Genomic DNA, 13126 nt, shown 5'->3' on the forward strand with positions numbered 1-13126 from the left:
TGGGACTTGGGAAGGAAAGGCCGGCACGCGGGGCGTGTCGGCCTGGGTCCTATTGTGCCATCAAGGGCGGGAGGGCTGCCGGGAGTCAGCTGGCGACACGCGCCTCGCGAACCTCGCTGTTGTGGTGATCCTTGAGCTTTTCCTTATGCTTCCGGAGCTGGTCGGCCAGCTTGGCGACCATGGCGTCGATCGCGGTATAGAGGGTGTCGTTCTTGTTGTCATCGTCAAGCCGGGCGATGCCGTCGGCATGGAGGCGGGTGCCCGAGCAGTGCAGGGTGCCTCCCGCCTTGTGCTCGTTCTTGTCGACGGAAAGGACGACGTCGAGGGCCGTGATGTTGTCGAAAAGGCGTTCGAAGCGACCGATCTGTTGTTCCACGCGCTCGCGCAGGGCGGGGGTGACCTGGATGTGCTGGCCGCTGATCTGGATTTGCATTGACGCCTCCTTCTTGCTGAGGGTGCCGCCTCGCGGCGACGAGACCGGAGCGACGGAGCGTCGCTCCTCTAGCTTGAGTAGGTTGGACCTTGGACCTCGGGTTGGGTTCCTTCGCGTCGTCAGTTGGCGCGGACACGTTCGCTGGAACTGGGGATGCGCATTGCTTCCCGGTACTTTGCAACAGTACGTCGGGCGACCTGAATTCCGCGTCGATGCAGCTCCTCCGCCAGGGCCTGGTCGGAGAGGGGCCGCCGTGCGTCTTCGGCCGTGATGAGCTTGCGAAGCATGGCCTGGATGGCGGTGGCGGAGGCGCTGCCGCCGTCCTCCGTGGCCACGCCGCTGGAGAAGAAGTGCTTGAGTTCGAAGGTGCCGCGCGGGGTATGCATGTACTTGCGCGTGGTCACGCGTGAAATGGTGGATTCGTGCATGCCCACTTCCTCCGCCACTTCACGCAAAACCAACGGATGCATGGCCTCGGGGCCGTAATCGAGGAAGGCGCTCTGCCGGCGAACGATCACGTCGGCCACCTTCTGCAGGGTTTCCGCGCGGGATTGCAGGCTTTTCAACAGCCAGCGGGCTTCCTGCAGCTGGCCCTTCATCCAGGTGGCGTCGTTGCCGCGCGCACGGGCGATCAGGTTGCAGTAATGCTGGTTGAGGCCCAGTCGCGGTTGTGCGTCCGCATTCAGGCTGACCTGCCAGCGGCCGTTCTCACGACGTGCGTAGACGTCGGGGGCCACGTATTCAACCGGCGTGGCGTCGAGAGCCGCGCCAGGCCGCGGGTCCAGGCTCCGGATCAGCGCGGCCGCCGCGGCAACGTGTTCTTCCAGGGCCTTCAGCCGGCGGGCTATCTTCGCGGTGTCGTTGCGCGCCAGCAGTTCCAGGTCCTCGTTCACGATGCGGATCGCGAGTTCGCGATGGGGCGTATCGAGCGAAAACTGGGAGAGCTGGCAGAACAGGCAGTCGCGCAGGTCCAGGCTGGCGATGCCGGTGGGGTCGAAGCGCTGGACGCGCTGGCGCACCGCCTCGACCTCGTCGGCGTGGGCCTGCACTTCGGAGGGCAGGGCGGCAAGCACCGAGGCTACGCCATCACGCAGGTAGCCGTCCTCGTCCAGCGCATGGATGATCGCGGTGGCAATCGCATGCTCGCGCGGGGAGAACTGGGAAAGGTTGAGCTGCCATTCCAGATGCTGCTGGAGGCTTTCCGGCGCCGCGTTCTGCGGCTCGAACCCATCCTCGTCCACGCCGTTGGCGCGCGAGGAGTTGCCGGTGTATTCGCTGGTGTCGCCCTGGAAGCGGTCGTCGTCCCATTCCGGGGCGAGTTCCTCGGAGGGCGCGGCCGTGGACTCCTCGTCGTCCTTCGAAGGCTTCGCCGGCGGATCTTCGCGCGAGGCGAAGTCGGGTGCCTCGTAGCCGTTCTCGTCGGGCGCGTCCGGTTCAGCCTCGGATTCGGCATCTTCGGCGAACTCGAGCAACGGATTGCTTTCCGCGATCTGGCGGAGTTCGGCCTCGAGCTCCAGCTGCGACAATTGCAGCAGGCGGATGGCCTGTTGCAACTGCGGCGTCAGCGTGAGCTGCTGATGGAGGCGAAACTGGAGTCCGGGTTTCATGCCTTCGACGCTTGGAGTTCCCGAGCCATCCTAACCCCTACGGGTGGCCCAAACCAGCGGCCGGTCGGGCAAGCCCGGCCGGCCGTCTGTCATATCCTGAATTCACGGCCCAGGTACACCTCGCGCACCTTTTCATCCGCAAGAATGTGCTGGGGCGTGCCCCGAGAGAGTACCTCGCCATCGTTCAGGATGTACGCACGGTCGCAGATGCCGAGAGTTTCCCGAACGTTATGATCGGTGATCAGCACGCCGATGCCGCGTTCCTTCAGATGACGGACGATGCGCTGGATCTCGCCCACGGAAATCGGGTCGACACCGGCGAACGGTTCATCGAGCAGCATGTAGCGCGGGCGCGCCGCGAGCGCGCGGGCGATCTCGACGCGGCGACGCTCGCCGCCGGAAAGGCTGATGCCCTTCTGCTCGGCGATGTGCGCGATCTTGAGTTCGTCCAGCAGGCTTTCCAGTTCGTCCTCGCGCTGCTTCTGGCTCATGCCTTCGCGCAGCTCGAGCACGGCCAGGATGTTGTCGGCCACGCTGAGCCGGCGGAACACCGAGGCTTCCTGCGGCAGGTAGCCGATGCCCAGCTTGGCGCGGGAGTGCATCGGCAGTCCGGTGATGTCCTGCTGGTCGAGCTTGATCGAGCCGGCGTCGGCCTGGATCAGGCCCACCACCATATAGAAGCAGGTGGTCTTGCCGGCACCGTTGGGACCGAGCAAGCCGACCACTTCACCCTCGCGGATGGAGAAGGCGAAATCGCGGACTACCTGGCGCGCGCGGAAGCGCTTCTGCAGGCCTTGGGCTGAAAGCATCGTGTCAGGGCTTCTTCGTGTCGTCGGACGCCGGCTTCGCGGGAGCCTCCGCAGGCGCGGGCGTCTTGTTCTTCGGCTGGAAGGTCATGTGCACGGGGGCGCCGCCGGTGCTCTCGCCCGTCATCGTGCTGTCCTTGGTGTTGTAGGTGAGCTTGTCGCCCTCGGCGCTGCCCTTTGCCGGCTGGTTGACCTTGGCGTTGCCGGTAAGTACCGCGTGGTCCTGATCGATCTTGTAGTCGATGTTGTTGGCGTTGCCGTCCATGGGCTGGTCCTGGTCGTCCAGCTGGTGGATGGTGGCCGGACTGCCGTCGACGATGATGCGGGTGAGCTGGTTGTCGGCGTCGAGGAACCCGGTGGCCTTGCTGCCCGTGATCTTGAGCGTGCCCTGGGTGAGGACGACGTTGGTGGTCCAGATGACCTTGCCCGGCTGGCCATTCTGCGGAGCCTGCGTGCCATCGAACGATTTCGACGTGACATCCGCCGGCTGGTTGCGATCGGACTGCTTGGCCGAAACGGACATGCTCGCAAGAAGCGCCACGCCGAGCGCCGCGACGACGGCCTTAGCGCTTGCGCGGCTGGTAGACGGTGTGGACTGCATCGAGGAGCTCCAGGTGCTTGGTGTCGAGATTGGCGCGCATGCCAACGCCGTCCATTGTAGAGGTTCCCTGGACGATCCGGGCCGCCTCAGCGGTTTCCAGGCGGTTTTCCTTCGGCCAGGCGGTGACCTCGGAGGTGTCGATGCTGGCCGGCGGATTCGCCAGGAAGGCCACCCGCTCCATGTGCACCTTGCCCTGCAGCTTGAGCAGGCTGCCGTCCTTGTTCACCCAGCCGTACTGGGAGTGACCCGTCCACGGCGGAACGTTGGTCTCCTTGACGGAAGGCAGCACGAAATCCGGCGCGTTGATGTACAGGGATTCGTCGCCCTCTCGCCGTTCCAGGTGCGGCGCGACGAGCTTGAAGGCGGGCTTGCCTTCCTCGTTATAGGAATCCAGGTCGAAGTTGGTCAGTACATAACCGGAGCGCGGCGGCCCGATGAAGTCCTGTACCTTTTTCTCGGGGGCGGTCCAGTAATACAGGAGCACGCTGGCGCCGAGCACCGCGGCGAGCATGCCGGCGACGCTGGCCGCACTGCGGTCCTTGAACAGGTTGAACACGCTCACAACCAGCGATCCCGTTCGGCTTCAGCCTTACCTTGCGCGGCGAGGATCATGTCGGCCACTTCGCGCGCGGCACCGTAGCCACCGATGCGGTGCGTACGCCAGTGTGCGCGCTCGGCCACCCAGGGATGGGCATTGGCGGTCGCCACGGCGAGCCCCGCGACGCCCATGGCGGGAAGGTCAGGCAGGTCGTCGCCGACGAAGGCGGCCTGTTCCGGCGCCAGCCCGAGTGCCTCGAGCAGGCCGGTGAGGCAGGCGCGTTTGTCTTTCTGGCCCTGGTAGACGTGCGCGATGCCGAGTTCCTCGGCACGCAGCGACACGGGGTGGCTGATCCGGGCGGTAATGATCGCGACCGTCACGCCGTTACGCTGCAACGACTTGAGACCGAGCCCGTCGTGCACGTGGAAGACCTTGGTTTCGCGACCGTCTTCGGCGTACCAGAGCCGGCCGTCCGTCAGCGTGCCGTCCACGTCGAAGACGACCAGGCGCACGCGGGCCGCGCGCTCGGCGACGTCGGCGGGAATCTCGGTGTAGTGGGTGTAGGCCATGATTCGCTATGTGGGGTGGGGGGCTTCGCGCGGGGAGCACGATGGGGCGCGGTCGTTCAGACGACACGGGCCCTGAGCAGGTCGTGGATGTTCAGCGCGCCGACCACACAGGCGTTCGCGTCCACCACGAGGAGGGCATTGATCTGGTGCTTCTCCATCAGCTGGGCGGCTTCGACCGCGAGCTTGTCAGAGCCGATGGTTTTGGGGCCACGGGTCATGAGCTGTGCCACCGAGGCGCTGCGCAGGTCAACGCCGTCGTCGTCCAGCGTGCGGCGAAGATCGCCGTCCGTGAACACGCCGAGCAGGCGATTGTCCCCGTCGACCACGGCGGTCATGCCCAGGCGCTTGCGCGACATCTCCACCAGGGCCTCGCTGAGCGTGGCCTCGAGGCGCACCCGCGGAACGTCGTCGCCCGAGTGCATCACGTCTGAAATGTGCAGGAGCAGGCGGCGGCCCAGACTGCCGGCGGGATGCGAGCGGGCAAAGTCGTCGGGGGTGAAGCCGCGGGCCTCCAGCAGCGCCACCGCGAGGGCGTCGCCCATGACCAGGGCGGCCGTGGTGCTGGCGGTGGGGGCCAGCCCGTGCGGGCAGGCCTCGGAGGCGACGTTGGCATCCAGGTTCAGGTCGGCCTGGGTAGCCAGCGAGGAATTCGGGTTGCCGGTGATCGAGATGAGGCCGATGCCCTGGCGTTTGATCGCCGGGAGGATATAGAGCAATTCATCCGTCTCCCCGGAGTAGGAAATGCCCAGTACCAGGTCGTCGGGCTGGATCATCCCGAGGTCGCCATGGCTGGCCTCGCCCGGATGCACGAAGAACGAAGGCGTGCCGGTGGATGCCAGCGTGGCCGCGATCTTGCGGCCGATATGGCCGGATTTGCCCATGCCGGACACCACCACGCGACCCTTGCAGGCCAGGATCAGCTGGCAGGCCTGGACGAAGGTCGCGTCGATTTTCGCCTCCAGGGCCCGGATGCCGGCAGCCTCGGTCTTGATGACGTTCCGGGCGCTGCGAATGACGGCGTCGGCGTTCACGAGGCGGTGATGGGCGGGCGGTGCGGTGCGGGCGTTCATGCGACCTCGAGTCCGGGTGGGGCTTCCCTGGTTACCCGGGATGTCCATTTCTGCGACACCGGATTTCCATTACCATTACATATTCTCATTTTATGGTTGCTGCCATCGACAGGTGGTTCAGGGTCCGTTTCGGAACCCTGGCCCGCGCGGCGACCCCCCCCTCTATCGGAGAATCCATGGACGCCGCGCGCATCCAGGCACTGATCGAAGCCGGCCTGCCCGGCGCGCGGGTAGACGTCCAGGGCGACGACGGCGTTCATTTCGAAGCCGAGGTCGTCTCGGAACAGTTCGCCGGCAAGCTGCCGCTGGCCCGCCACCGTCTCGTCTACGCCACCCTCGGCGACCTCATGGGCGGCGCCATCCACGCCCTTGGCCTCAAGACCCTCACTCCCGACGAAGCCGCCAGCCGCCGTTGATAAGCGCGCCGCGCCTTACTTCGCCAGACCCTCTTTTCAAGGCATCCCCTCCATGGCCAAGATCCTGATCAGCGGCGGCCAGCCGCTCCATGGCGAGGTCGGCATTTCCGGCGCGAAGAACGCCGTGCTGCCCATCCTCGCGTCCTGCCTGCTCGCCGACGAGCCGGTCAGCATCGGCAATGTGCCGCACCTGCACGACGTCACGACGTTCATCGAACTGCTCGGCCGCATGGGCGTACGTGTCGTCCTCGACGACCGCATGAAGATGCACATCGACCCGCGTCCCGAAAATTCCTGCGTGGCACCGTACGACCTGGTGCGCACCATGCGTGCATCGATCCTCGTGCTGGGCCCGCTCGTCGCACGCCATGGCAAGGCAGAGGTTTCGTTGCCGGGCGGTTGCGCGATCGGCTCCCGTCCCGTCGACCAGCATATCCGCGGACTGCAGGCGCTTGGCGCCGAGGTGACCGTGGAGAACGGCTACATCAAGGCGCGGTCCGGCCGCCTGAAGGGCGCGCGCATCGTCATGGACATGGTCACCGTCACCGGTACCGAAAACATCCTCATGGCTGCCACGCTCGCCCAGGGCACCACGATCATCGAGAACGCGGCGCAGGAACCCGAGGTGGTCGATCTCGCGCACTGCCTGATCGCGATGGGCGCGAAGATCGATGGCATCGGCACGTCCACGCTCATCGTGGAAGGCGTCGAACGCCTGCACGGCGCACATTACGACGTGCTGCCGGACCGCATCGAGACCGGCACTTTCCTTGTGGGCGCGGCGATGACCGGCGGCAAGGTCCGCGCGCGCGGCGCGCGCGCGGACACGATGGACGCCGTGCTGCAGAAACTCGAGGAAGCCGGCGCGCACGTCAGCAGCGGCAAGGACTGGGTCGAGCTCGACATGCGGGGCCGCCGGCCGAAGGCGGTGAACCTCACCACCGCGCCGTATCCCGCGTTTCCCACCGACATGCAGGCGCAGTTCACCGCGCTCAACTGCGTCGCCGAAGGCGTGGGCGTCATCACGGAGACGGTGTTCGAGAATCGCTTCATGCATGCGCTGGAACTGCAGCGACTGGGCGCCGACATCCGCCTCGAAGGCAATACAGCCATCATCACCGGCGTGCCGAAGATGAGCGGTGCGCCGATCATGGCCACCGACCTGCGCGCTTCCGCATGCCTCGTGCTGGCGGGCCTCGTCGCCGAGGGCGACACCACGGTGGACCGCGTGTATCACATCGATCGCGGTTACGAGAACATCGAAGAGAAGCTCGGCGTGCTCGGCGCACGCATCCGGCGCCTGCCGGGCTGATAAAGCCTGGCATGTAGGAGCGCGCCCTGCGCGCGACAGCTTTTCGCGAGAAGCAACAGGGCCTGCTGCTTCTCGCGAAAAGCTGTCGCGCGCAGGGCGCGCTCCTACGTTCGAAGGGCTAGCGTCCTTCGAACTTCACCAACTCCATCGTCAGGTCGCCGCCGTCCTTCTGCGCCAGCTTCACCGGCACCGGATACTTCGACGGCACGTACCACGCATTGAAGCCGCGATCGGCGTCGGTGCGGTCCACACGAATGGCGTCGAACGATCCCGCGGGGACGCTGACCTTTTCGGTGGCCGACACCTTGAACGTCTGGCTCTCGACTTCCTGCTTCACGGCGACGGGCAGCACCACATCCTTCTTGCCCGAACGCAGTGCGAGGCCCAGGGCCAGCGGCAGCGTGTTGCGCTCGACCATGCCCGGCACGGCGGCATAGCTGAAGCTCTTCTTGTTGTCCTGCACCTGCACCGTGCCGCCCTGCACGGTGAGGTTGCGGACCTTGGACTTGATCGCCGCCTGCATCTCGTAGTGGTAGCTCACCGCCTGCGGTACATCACCGGCCCAGGTGAAGCGCGACGTTTCGGCCACGTTGGCGCCGAGCATCGCGGCCAGCCCCGAGGTGCCTTTCGTGGCGTTCGAATAATCGAACTGGCCAGCCCCGGCGGGCTTCAGCGTGATCGTGGCCTCGCCGAGGGGGCCGCCGTCCTTGAGGACCTGGTAGGTGGCGGTGAAGGACTGCGGCAGGTCCGCGGCGAACGCGGCGGCGGGCAGGGCGAGGGCCAGCGTGAGGCCGGCGCGGAGGAGGGTGCGAGTCGTCATGAACCGGATTGTAAAGCGCATGGCTGAATGCGGGGCCACGGGACGGCTCGGTGTAGGAGCGCGCCTTGCGCGCGACATGTTTTGAGGCCGTGCCCTGGAGCTGGCGCGTGAATTTGCGAACCGGGGCGAAAATCTGTCGCGCGCGGGGCGCGCTCCTACAGTTCGGCGAGGTCCAGGGGGCGGGTCAGCGGCGTGCCGTCGAATACCGGGCCGTCCTGCCAGCGCAGGCGTCCAGCGGCGATGGCACCGACGACGGCGGGCAGCAGCTTGTGCTCCTCGACCAGCAGCCGCGTAGCGAGGTCGTCCTCGCCGTCGCCGGGGTGTACGGCGATGCGCGCCTGGGCAATGACAGGGCCGCCATCGAGTTCGGCGGTCACGAAGTGCACGCTGGCGCCGTGCTCCGTGTCGCCCGCCTCCAGGCAGCGGCGGTGCGTGTGCAGCCCGCGGTACTTGGGCAGCAGCGACGGATGCACGTTGATCGCACGCCCTTCCCACGCCGCCACCACCGCGGCGTCGACGATGCGCATATAGCCGGCCAGTACCAGCAGATCGGCGCCGCTGTCGGCCACCCGCCCGAACAGGGCCGCGTCGAAGTCCGCGCGGGTGGCGTAGTCCTTCGGGCTGAGCGCCATCGTGGGGATGCCCGCGGCGTCGGCGATTGCCAACGCACCGGCCTGCTTCTTGTCGCTGCCGACCAGCGTGAATTCGATCGGGAGGCGCCCGGCATCGCGGGCGGCGATGAGCGCGGCAAGGTTGCTGCCACGCCCGGAAGCGAGCGCGGCGACGCGGAGAGTGCGGCTCATGGGAATCAGGCGATGTGGACGCGCTCGCCGCCTTCGTGGGCGACGACGAACCCGATCGGCTGACTTTCCAGCCCATGCGCGGCGAGCACGGCGCGGGCTGCCTCGACCTGTTCCTTCGCCAGCAGCACGGTGAAACCGATGCCGCAGTTGAACGTGCGCCACATTTCCTCGTCGGCCACGTTGCCTTCGCGCTGCAGCCACCCGAACACGGGAGGCAGGTCCCACGAGGAGGCGTCGATGGACAGGGCCAGGCCATCGGGCACCACGCGGATGATGTTTTCCTTCAGGCCGCCCCCGGTGATGTGTGCCATGCCATGGACGTTCACCTTGGCGATCAGCTCCAGCATGGGCTTCACGTAGATCGTCGTCGGGGCCATGAGCGCGTCGACCAGCCTGACGCCGTCGAGGTCGGTGTCAAGCGGCGAACCGGCACGCTCGAGGATGCGGCGGATCAGCGAGTAGCCGTTCGAATGCGGGCCGGACGAGGCCACGCCGAGGATGACGTCGCCGGCGACGGTGGAAGCCCCGTCGTTCATCGCGGATTTCTCCACCGCGCCCACGGTGAAGCCGGCCAGGTCGTACTCGCCGGGCGGATACATATCGGGCATCTCGGCCGTCTCGCCGCCGATCAGCGCGCAACCGGCCAGTTCACAGCCGCGAGCGATGCCACCGACGACCGAGGCGGCCGTATCGACGTCGAGCTTGCCCGTGGCGAAGTAGTCGAGGAAGAACAGTGGCTCGGCACCCTGCACGAGCACGTCGTTGACGCACATGCCCACCAGGTCGATGCCGATGGTGTCGTGGCGGCCGAGTTGCTGGGCGAGCTTGAGCTTGGTGCCCACGCCGTCGGTACCGGACACCAGCACCGGTTCCTTGTAGCGGCCGGACAGGTCGAACAGGCCGCCAAAGCCGCCGAGCCCGCCCATCACCTCGGGCCGGAAGGTCCGCTTGACCATCGGCTTGATGCGCTCGACGAGGGCATTGCCGGCATCGATGTCGACACCTGCGTCGCGGTAGGTGAGGGAGCCCTGGTCGGAGGACATAAGCGGTTCCGGCACGTATTGGAAACCGCGCATTCTAGCAGCAAGCGGCCTCCCGGCCGGCGCCCTGCACATCGCCTGGATGGACGCCATGGCGCGGTTTGGGCAGACTTCCTGCCTTCACTTAAGCGATGCCAAGACCATGCGCCCAGTCCGCCTCCTCGCTGCATTGATGCTTTTCGTGGCGGCCAGCCTCGGCACCGCCGGGGCACAGACGCCCATCTACACGGTAACGGTGCCGGTGGCCGACACCAGCGCCTCGGTGCGCGACCAGGCGTTCGCCACGGGCCTCACCCAGGTGCTGGCCCGCGCCTCGAACGGGGCGGACCCGAGGGGCAAGCCCGGCTATGCCGACGCGATGAAGCAGCCTGGCGGCCTCGTGAAGCAATACCAGTACGCCCGTACCGGGGGCGCCACCGGCGCCCCGCTTAGCCTGGAAATCGTATTCGATCCAGGTGCCGTGCGGCGTGTGCTGGCAGTCGGCGACGCTTCGGCCGCGGCACCGAAGGCACCGGTGCTCGTGGTGGCACGGGATGCCGGCGGCAAGCTGCTCGGCCAGGAAGACCTCGCGCCGCTGGCGCAGACGGCCGACAGCCGCGGCTACCAGATCGTGGTTCCCAAGGAAGACGCCGTACCGGATCCGGCCACTCTTGCCGCCGGCGATCCCGGGGCCGTGGCGACAGTGGCGCGGCAGTACAACACGGCGGTGGTGCTGGTCGGGAAGATCGGCAGCGACCAGACCGACTGGACCCTGGTGTCGGCGGGCCGCACGTCGAGCTGGAAGGACAGCGGCGAGGCCCGTGCGGCACTGCTGACCAATGGCGCCAACGCCATGGCCGACAAGCTGGATCGCCAGTTCGCCGCCACCCAGGGTGGCAGCTCCAGCGGCACGATCTGGGTCGCGGGGTTGCGTTCCGCAGCTGACTACGCGGGCCTTTTGTCCACTTTCCAGAACGATCCCTCGGTGAAATCCATCGCCCCCGTCGCGGCGACGTCCGATGGCGTGCTGTTCAATGTTTCCGCTGGCGCACCGCTGGCCAGGCTGGTGGCCGGCTATGCCGCCGGCGGGCACATCCTCGCCACTGACGGCCACGACGGCGCCGACCTGGCCGTGCGCTGGGTGCCCTGACGGATGGCCATGAACCACGACACGTCGCGGCGCTGGCAGATGCTGGCGATCATCGCGGTCATCGTCTTCGTGATCTGGGTGCTCGCGCCGGTGCTGATGCCGTTCGCCCTTGCCGCGATGCTCGCCTATCTTGGCGATCCCCTGGCCGATCGCCTGCAGCGCCTGGGCATGGGCCGTACCTGGGCGGTGAGCATCGTGTTCACGGTGATCACGCTGGTCGTGATTGGCGTGTTGCTGCTGCTGATCCCGCTGATCCAGACCCAGTTCGAAAACCTGTCCGAGAACCTGCCGCGCTACGTGGACTGGGTGCGTAACACGGCGCTGCCGTGGATCCAGGCGAAGCTGCGCCTGGACCCGAACGTCTTCGACTCCGACCGCCTGCTGGCGACGATCCGCGAACACATCGGCTCGGTAGGTGGTTTTGCCGCCACGGCGGTGGCGAAGGTCACCCAGTCCGGCATGGGCGTGGTCCTGTGGCTGACCAACGCCGTGCTGATCCCGGTCGTCGCGTTCTACCTGCTGCGCGACTGGGACACGATGATGGCTTATATACAGCGCATGCTTCCGCGCGCTATCGAGCCGACCGTCGTGCGCCTGGCGCGCGAGTCGGACCAGGTGCTTGGCGCCTTCGTCCGCGGCCAGTTGCTGGTGATGCTCGCCCTCGGACTCTTCTATGGCCTGGGCCTCACGCTGGCCGGCATATCCATTGGCCCTCTGATCGGCATGGTCGCCGGCCTGCTGAGCTTCGTGCCGTACCTGGGCTTCATGATCGGCTTCGTCGCCGCGCTGATCGCCGCGCTGGTGCAGTACGGCGACTGGACGCATGTGATCCTTGTCGCCGTGGTGTTTACCATCGGCCAGTTGCTCGAAGGTTACGTGCTGGTGCCGCGCCTCGTGGGCGGAAAGATCGGCCTGCACCCGGTGGCGGTGATCTTCGCGGTGCTCGCCGGCGGCCACCTGTTCGGCTTCCTCGGCGTGCTGCTGGCGCTTCCCGCCGCCTCGGTGGTCGTCGTGCTGATGCGTTACGCCTTCACGCGCTACCGCGAGAGCGACCTCTACACGAAACCGGCGCCCGGGTCGCCCGTGCCCCCGGTTGAGGTAGAAGTCGACGTGGACGTGGAAACGCGCCCCGCCCAGCCGCCCTCATCCGGCGACGGCGGGCCATGACGAACCAGCTTCCCCTGGCGTTGCGCTGGCCGCGGCGGCAGCGTTTCGAACATTTCCGTCCGGGCGAGAACGCCGTGGCCGTGGAAGCCGTGCGCGCGGCGGCCGGGACCGCCACTGCGCCGTGGGTGTTCGTTGCCGGCCCCGTGGGCAGCGGCCGCACGCACCTGCTGATCGCCGCCTGCCAGGCCGCCATCGATGCAGGGCGATCCGCGCAATACCTGCCGCTTGCCGGGCTGCGCGGATCGCGATCGGCAGCGATCCGCGGCATGGCCGGTAGCGACCTGCTCGCCATCGACGACATCGATTCGATCGCAGGCGACAACGATGCCGAGCACGCGCTGTTCGACACCTTCAACGGTTACCGCGCCGAAGGCTGTACGCTGCTGTTTTCCGCGAGCGGCGCACTGGCATCGCTGGACATCATCCTGCCGGACCTGCGTTCGCGCCTTGGCTCCCTCACGCAGGCCGTACTGAAGCCGCTTGGTGACGCCGAACGAAGGGATGTGCTGCGTGAACAGGCGAGCGCACGCGGCATCGACCTGGACGACGTGGTGCTGGATTGGCTGTTCGTCCACCACGCGCGCGACCTGGGCACGCTTCTCGACCTGCTCGACACCCTCGACCGCGCGTCACTCGCCGCCCAGCGGCGAGTGACGGTACCGTTCCTGCGCAACTTGCTGAAAAGCGACTGACGCCCGTAGGAGCGCGCCTTGCGCGCGACAGCTTTTCGCGGTATCCCGTGAGCTGGCGCGCCAGCTCGCAGGCTCGGCGAAAAGCTGTCGCGCGCAGGCGCGCTCCTACGTACCGAGCAGACG

At 67.0% G+C, this 13126-nt stretch carries 15 protein-coding genes; 5 read left to right on the top strand and 10 right to left on the bottom strand.

From position 1 onward, the window contains the following. Window positions 1-85 precede the first annotated feature (85 nt). The 7 genes from hpf to VGM71_RS11005 form a co-directional block, all read right to left on the bottom strand. Window positions 86-433, bottom strand: a complete 348-nt coding sequence (hpf, locus tag VGM71_RS10975) for a ribosome hibernation-promoting factor, HPF/YfiA family (protein WP_331544993.1) — start codon at window positions 431-433, stop codon at window positions 86-88. 119 nt (window positions 434-552) lie between these two features. Next, on the bottom strand, window positions 553-2040 hold the full coding sequence (locus VGM71_RS10980) for an RNA polymerase factor sigma-54 (RefSeq protein WP_331544995.1): 1488 nt from the start codon (window positions 2038-2040) through the stop codon (window positions 553-555). An 89-nt stretch (window positions 2041-2129) separates the two neighbouring features. Continuing rightward, the gene (gene lptB / locus VGM71_RS10985) at window positions 2130-2849 is read right to left on the bottom strand and encodes an LPS export ABC transporter ATP-binding protein (RefSeq protein ID WP_331544997.1); all 720 of its coding nucleotides are present in this window, start codon (window positions 2847-2849) and stop codon (window positions 2130-2132) included. Between the two features lie 4 nt (window positions 2850-2853). Continuing rightward, window positions 2854-3369, bottom strand: a complete 516-nt coding sequence (gene lptA, locus VGM71_RS10990) for a lipopolysaccharide transport periplasmic protein LptA (protein WP_331544999.1) — start codon at window positions 3367-3369, stop codon at window positions 2854-2856. Window positions 3370-3409: 40 nt separating this feature from the next. After that, window positions 3410-4009 carry an LPS export ABC transporter periplasmic protein LptC gene (gene lptC / locus VGM71_RS10995; RefSeq protein WP_331545001.1) on the bottom strand — a complete coding sequence of 200 codons (600 nt, stop codon included), beginning with the start codon at window positions 4007-4009 and terminating at the stop codon, window positions 3410-3412. Then, window positions 4006-4554: an HAD-IIIA family hydrolase gene (locus VGM71_RS11000; protein ID WP_331545003.1), complete on the bottom strand. Its 549-nt coding sequence runs from the start codon at window positions 4552-4554 to the stop codon at window positions 4006-4008. The genes lptC and VGM71_RS11000 overlap by 4 nt, the downstream gene beginning before the upstream one ends. 56 nt (window positions 4555-4610) lie before the next feature. Continuing rightward, window positions 4611-5624 carry a KpsF/GutQ family sugar-phosphate isomerase gene (locus VGM71_RS11005; protein WP_331545005.1) on the bottom strand — a complete coding sequence of 338 codons (1014 nt, stop codon included), beginning with the start codon at window positions 5622-5624 and terminating at the stop codon, window positions 4611-4613. Window positions 5625-5800: 176 nt separating this feature from the next. On the opposite strand from VGM71_RS11005, the gene VGM71_RS11010 reads away from it, so the two are divergent. Together VGM71_RS11010 and murA are read left to right on the top strand one after the other, a co-directional pair. Continuing rightward, on the top strand, window positions 5801-6040 hold the full coding sequence (locus VGM71_RS11010; RefSeq protein WP_166700831.1) for a BolA family protein: 240 nt from the start codon (window positions 5801-5803) through the stop codon (window positions 6038-6040). A 52-nt stretch (window positions 6041-6092) separates the two neighbouring features. Continuing rightward, entirely contained in the window at window positions 6093-7352 is a 1260-nt protein-coding gene (gene murA / locus VGM71_RS11015; protein WP_331545008.1) for a UDP-N-acetylglucosamine 1-carboxyvinyltransferase, read from the top strand. A 118-nt stretch (window positions 7353-7470) separates the two neighbouring features. Here the strand turns inward: murA and VGM71_RS11020 are convergent, their stop codons facing one another. The 3 genes from VGM71_RS11020 to purM form a co-directional block, all read right to left on the bottom strand. Further along, on the bottom strand, window positions 7471-8172 hold the full coding sequence (locus tag VGM71_RS11020; protein ID WP_331545010.1) for a DUF3108 domain-containing protein: 702 nt from the start codon (window positions 8170-8172) through the stop codon (window positions 7471-7473). Window positions 8173-8327: 155 nt separating this feature from the next. After that, complete coding sequence (purN, locus tag VGM71_RS11025) at window positions 8328-8975, bottom strand: phosphoribosylglycinamide formyltransferase (RefSeq protein WP_331545012.1); 648 nt, start codon at window positions 8973-8975, stop codon at window positions 8328-8330. A gap of 5 nt (window positions 8976-8980) precedes the next feature. Next, the gene (purM, locus tag VGM71_RS11030; RefSeq protein ID WP_331545014.1) at window positions 8981-10018 is read right to left on the bottom strand and encodes a phosphoribosylformylglycinamidine cyclo-ligase; all 1038 of its coding nucleotides are present in this window, start codon (window positions 10016-10018) and stop codon (window positions 8981-8983) included. Window positions 10019-10157: 139 nt separating this feature from the next. Here purM and VGM71_RS11035 point away from each other — a divergent pair, with 139 nt between their 5' ends. The 3 genes from VGM71_RS11035 to hda are packed head-to-tail and all read left to right on the top strand — an operon-like array spanning window position 10158 to window position 13003. Continuing rightward, window positions 10158-11144 carry a DUF2066 domain-containing protein gene (locus tag VGM71_RS11035; protein WP_331545016.1) on the top strand — a complete coding sequence of 329 codons (987 nt, stop codon included), beginning with the start codon at window positions 10158-10160 and terminating at the stop codon, window positions 11142-11144. Window positions 11145-11153: 9 nt separating this feature from the next. Next, window positions 11154-12311 (top strand): AI-2E family transporter, encoded by a 1158-nt coding sequence (locus VGM71_RS11040; RefSeq protein ID WP_331545018.1) that lies wholly within the window; start codon window positions 11154-11156, stop codon window positions 12309-12311. Then, complete coding sequence (gene hda, locus VGM71_RS11045; RefSeq protein ID WP_331545020.1) at window positions 12308-13003, top strand: DnaA regulatory inactivator Hda; 696 nt, start codon at window positions 12308-12310, stop codon at window positions 13001-13003. The genes VGM71_RS11040 and hda overlap by 4 nt, the downstream gene beginning before the upstream one ends. Window positions 13004-13126 lie beyond the last annotated feature (123 nt).

Origin of the sequence: Luteibacter sp. (assembly GCF_036499525.1) — a bacterium.
GTDB lineage: Bacteria > Pseudomonadota > Gammaproteobacteria > Xanthomonadales > Rhodanobacteraceae > Luteibacter.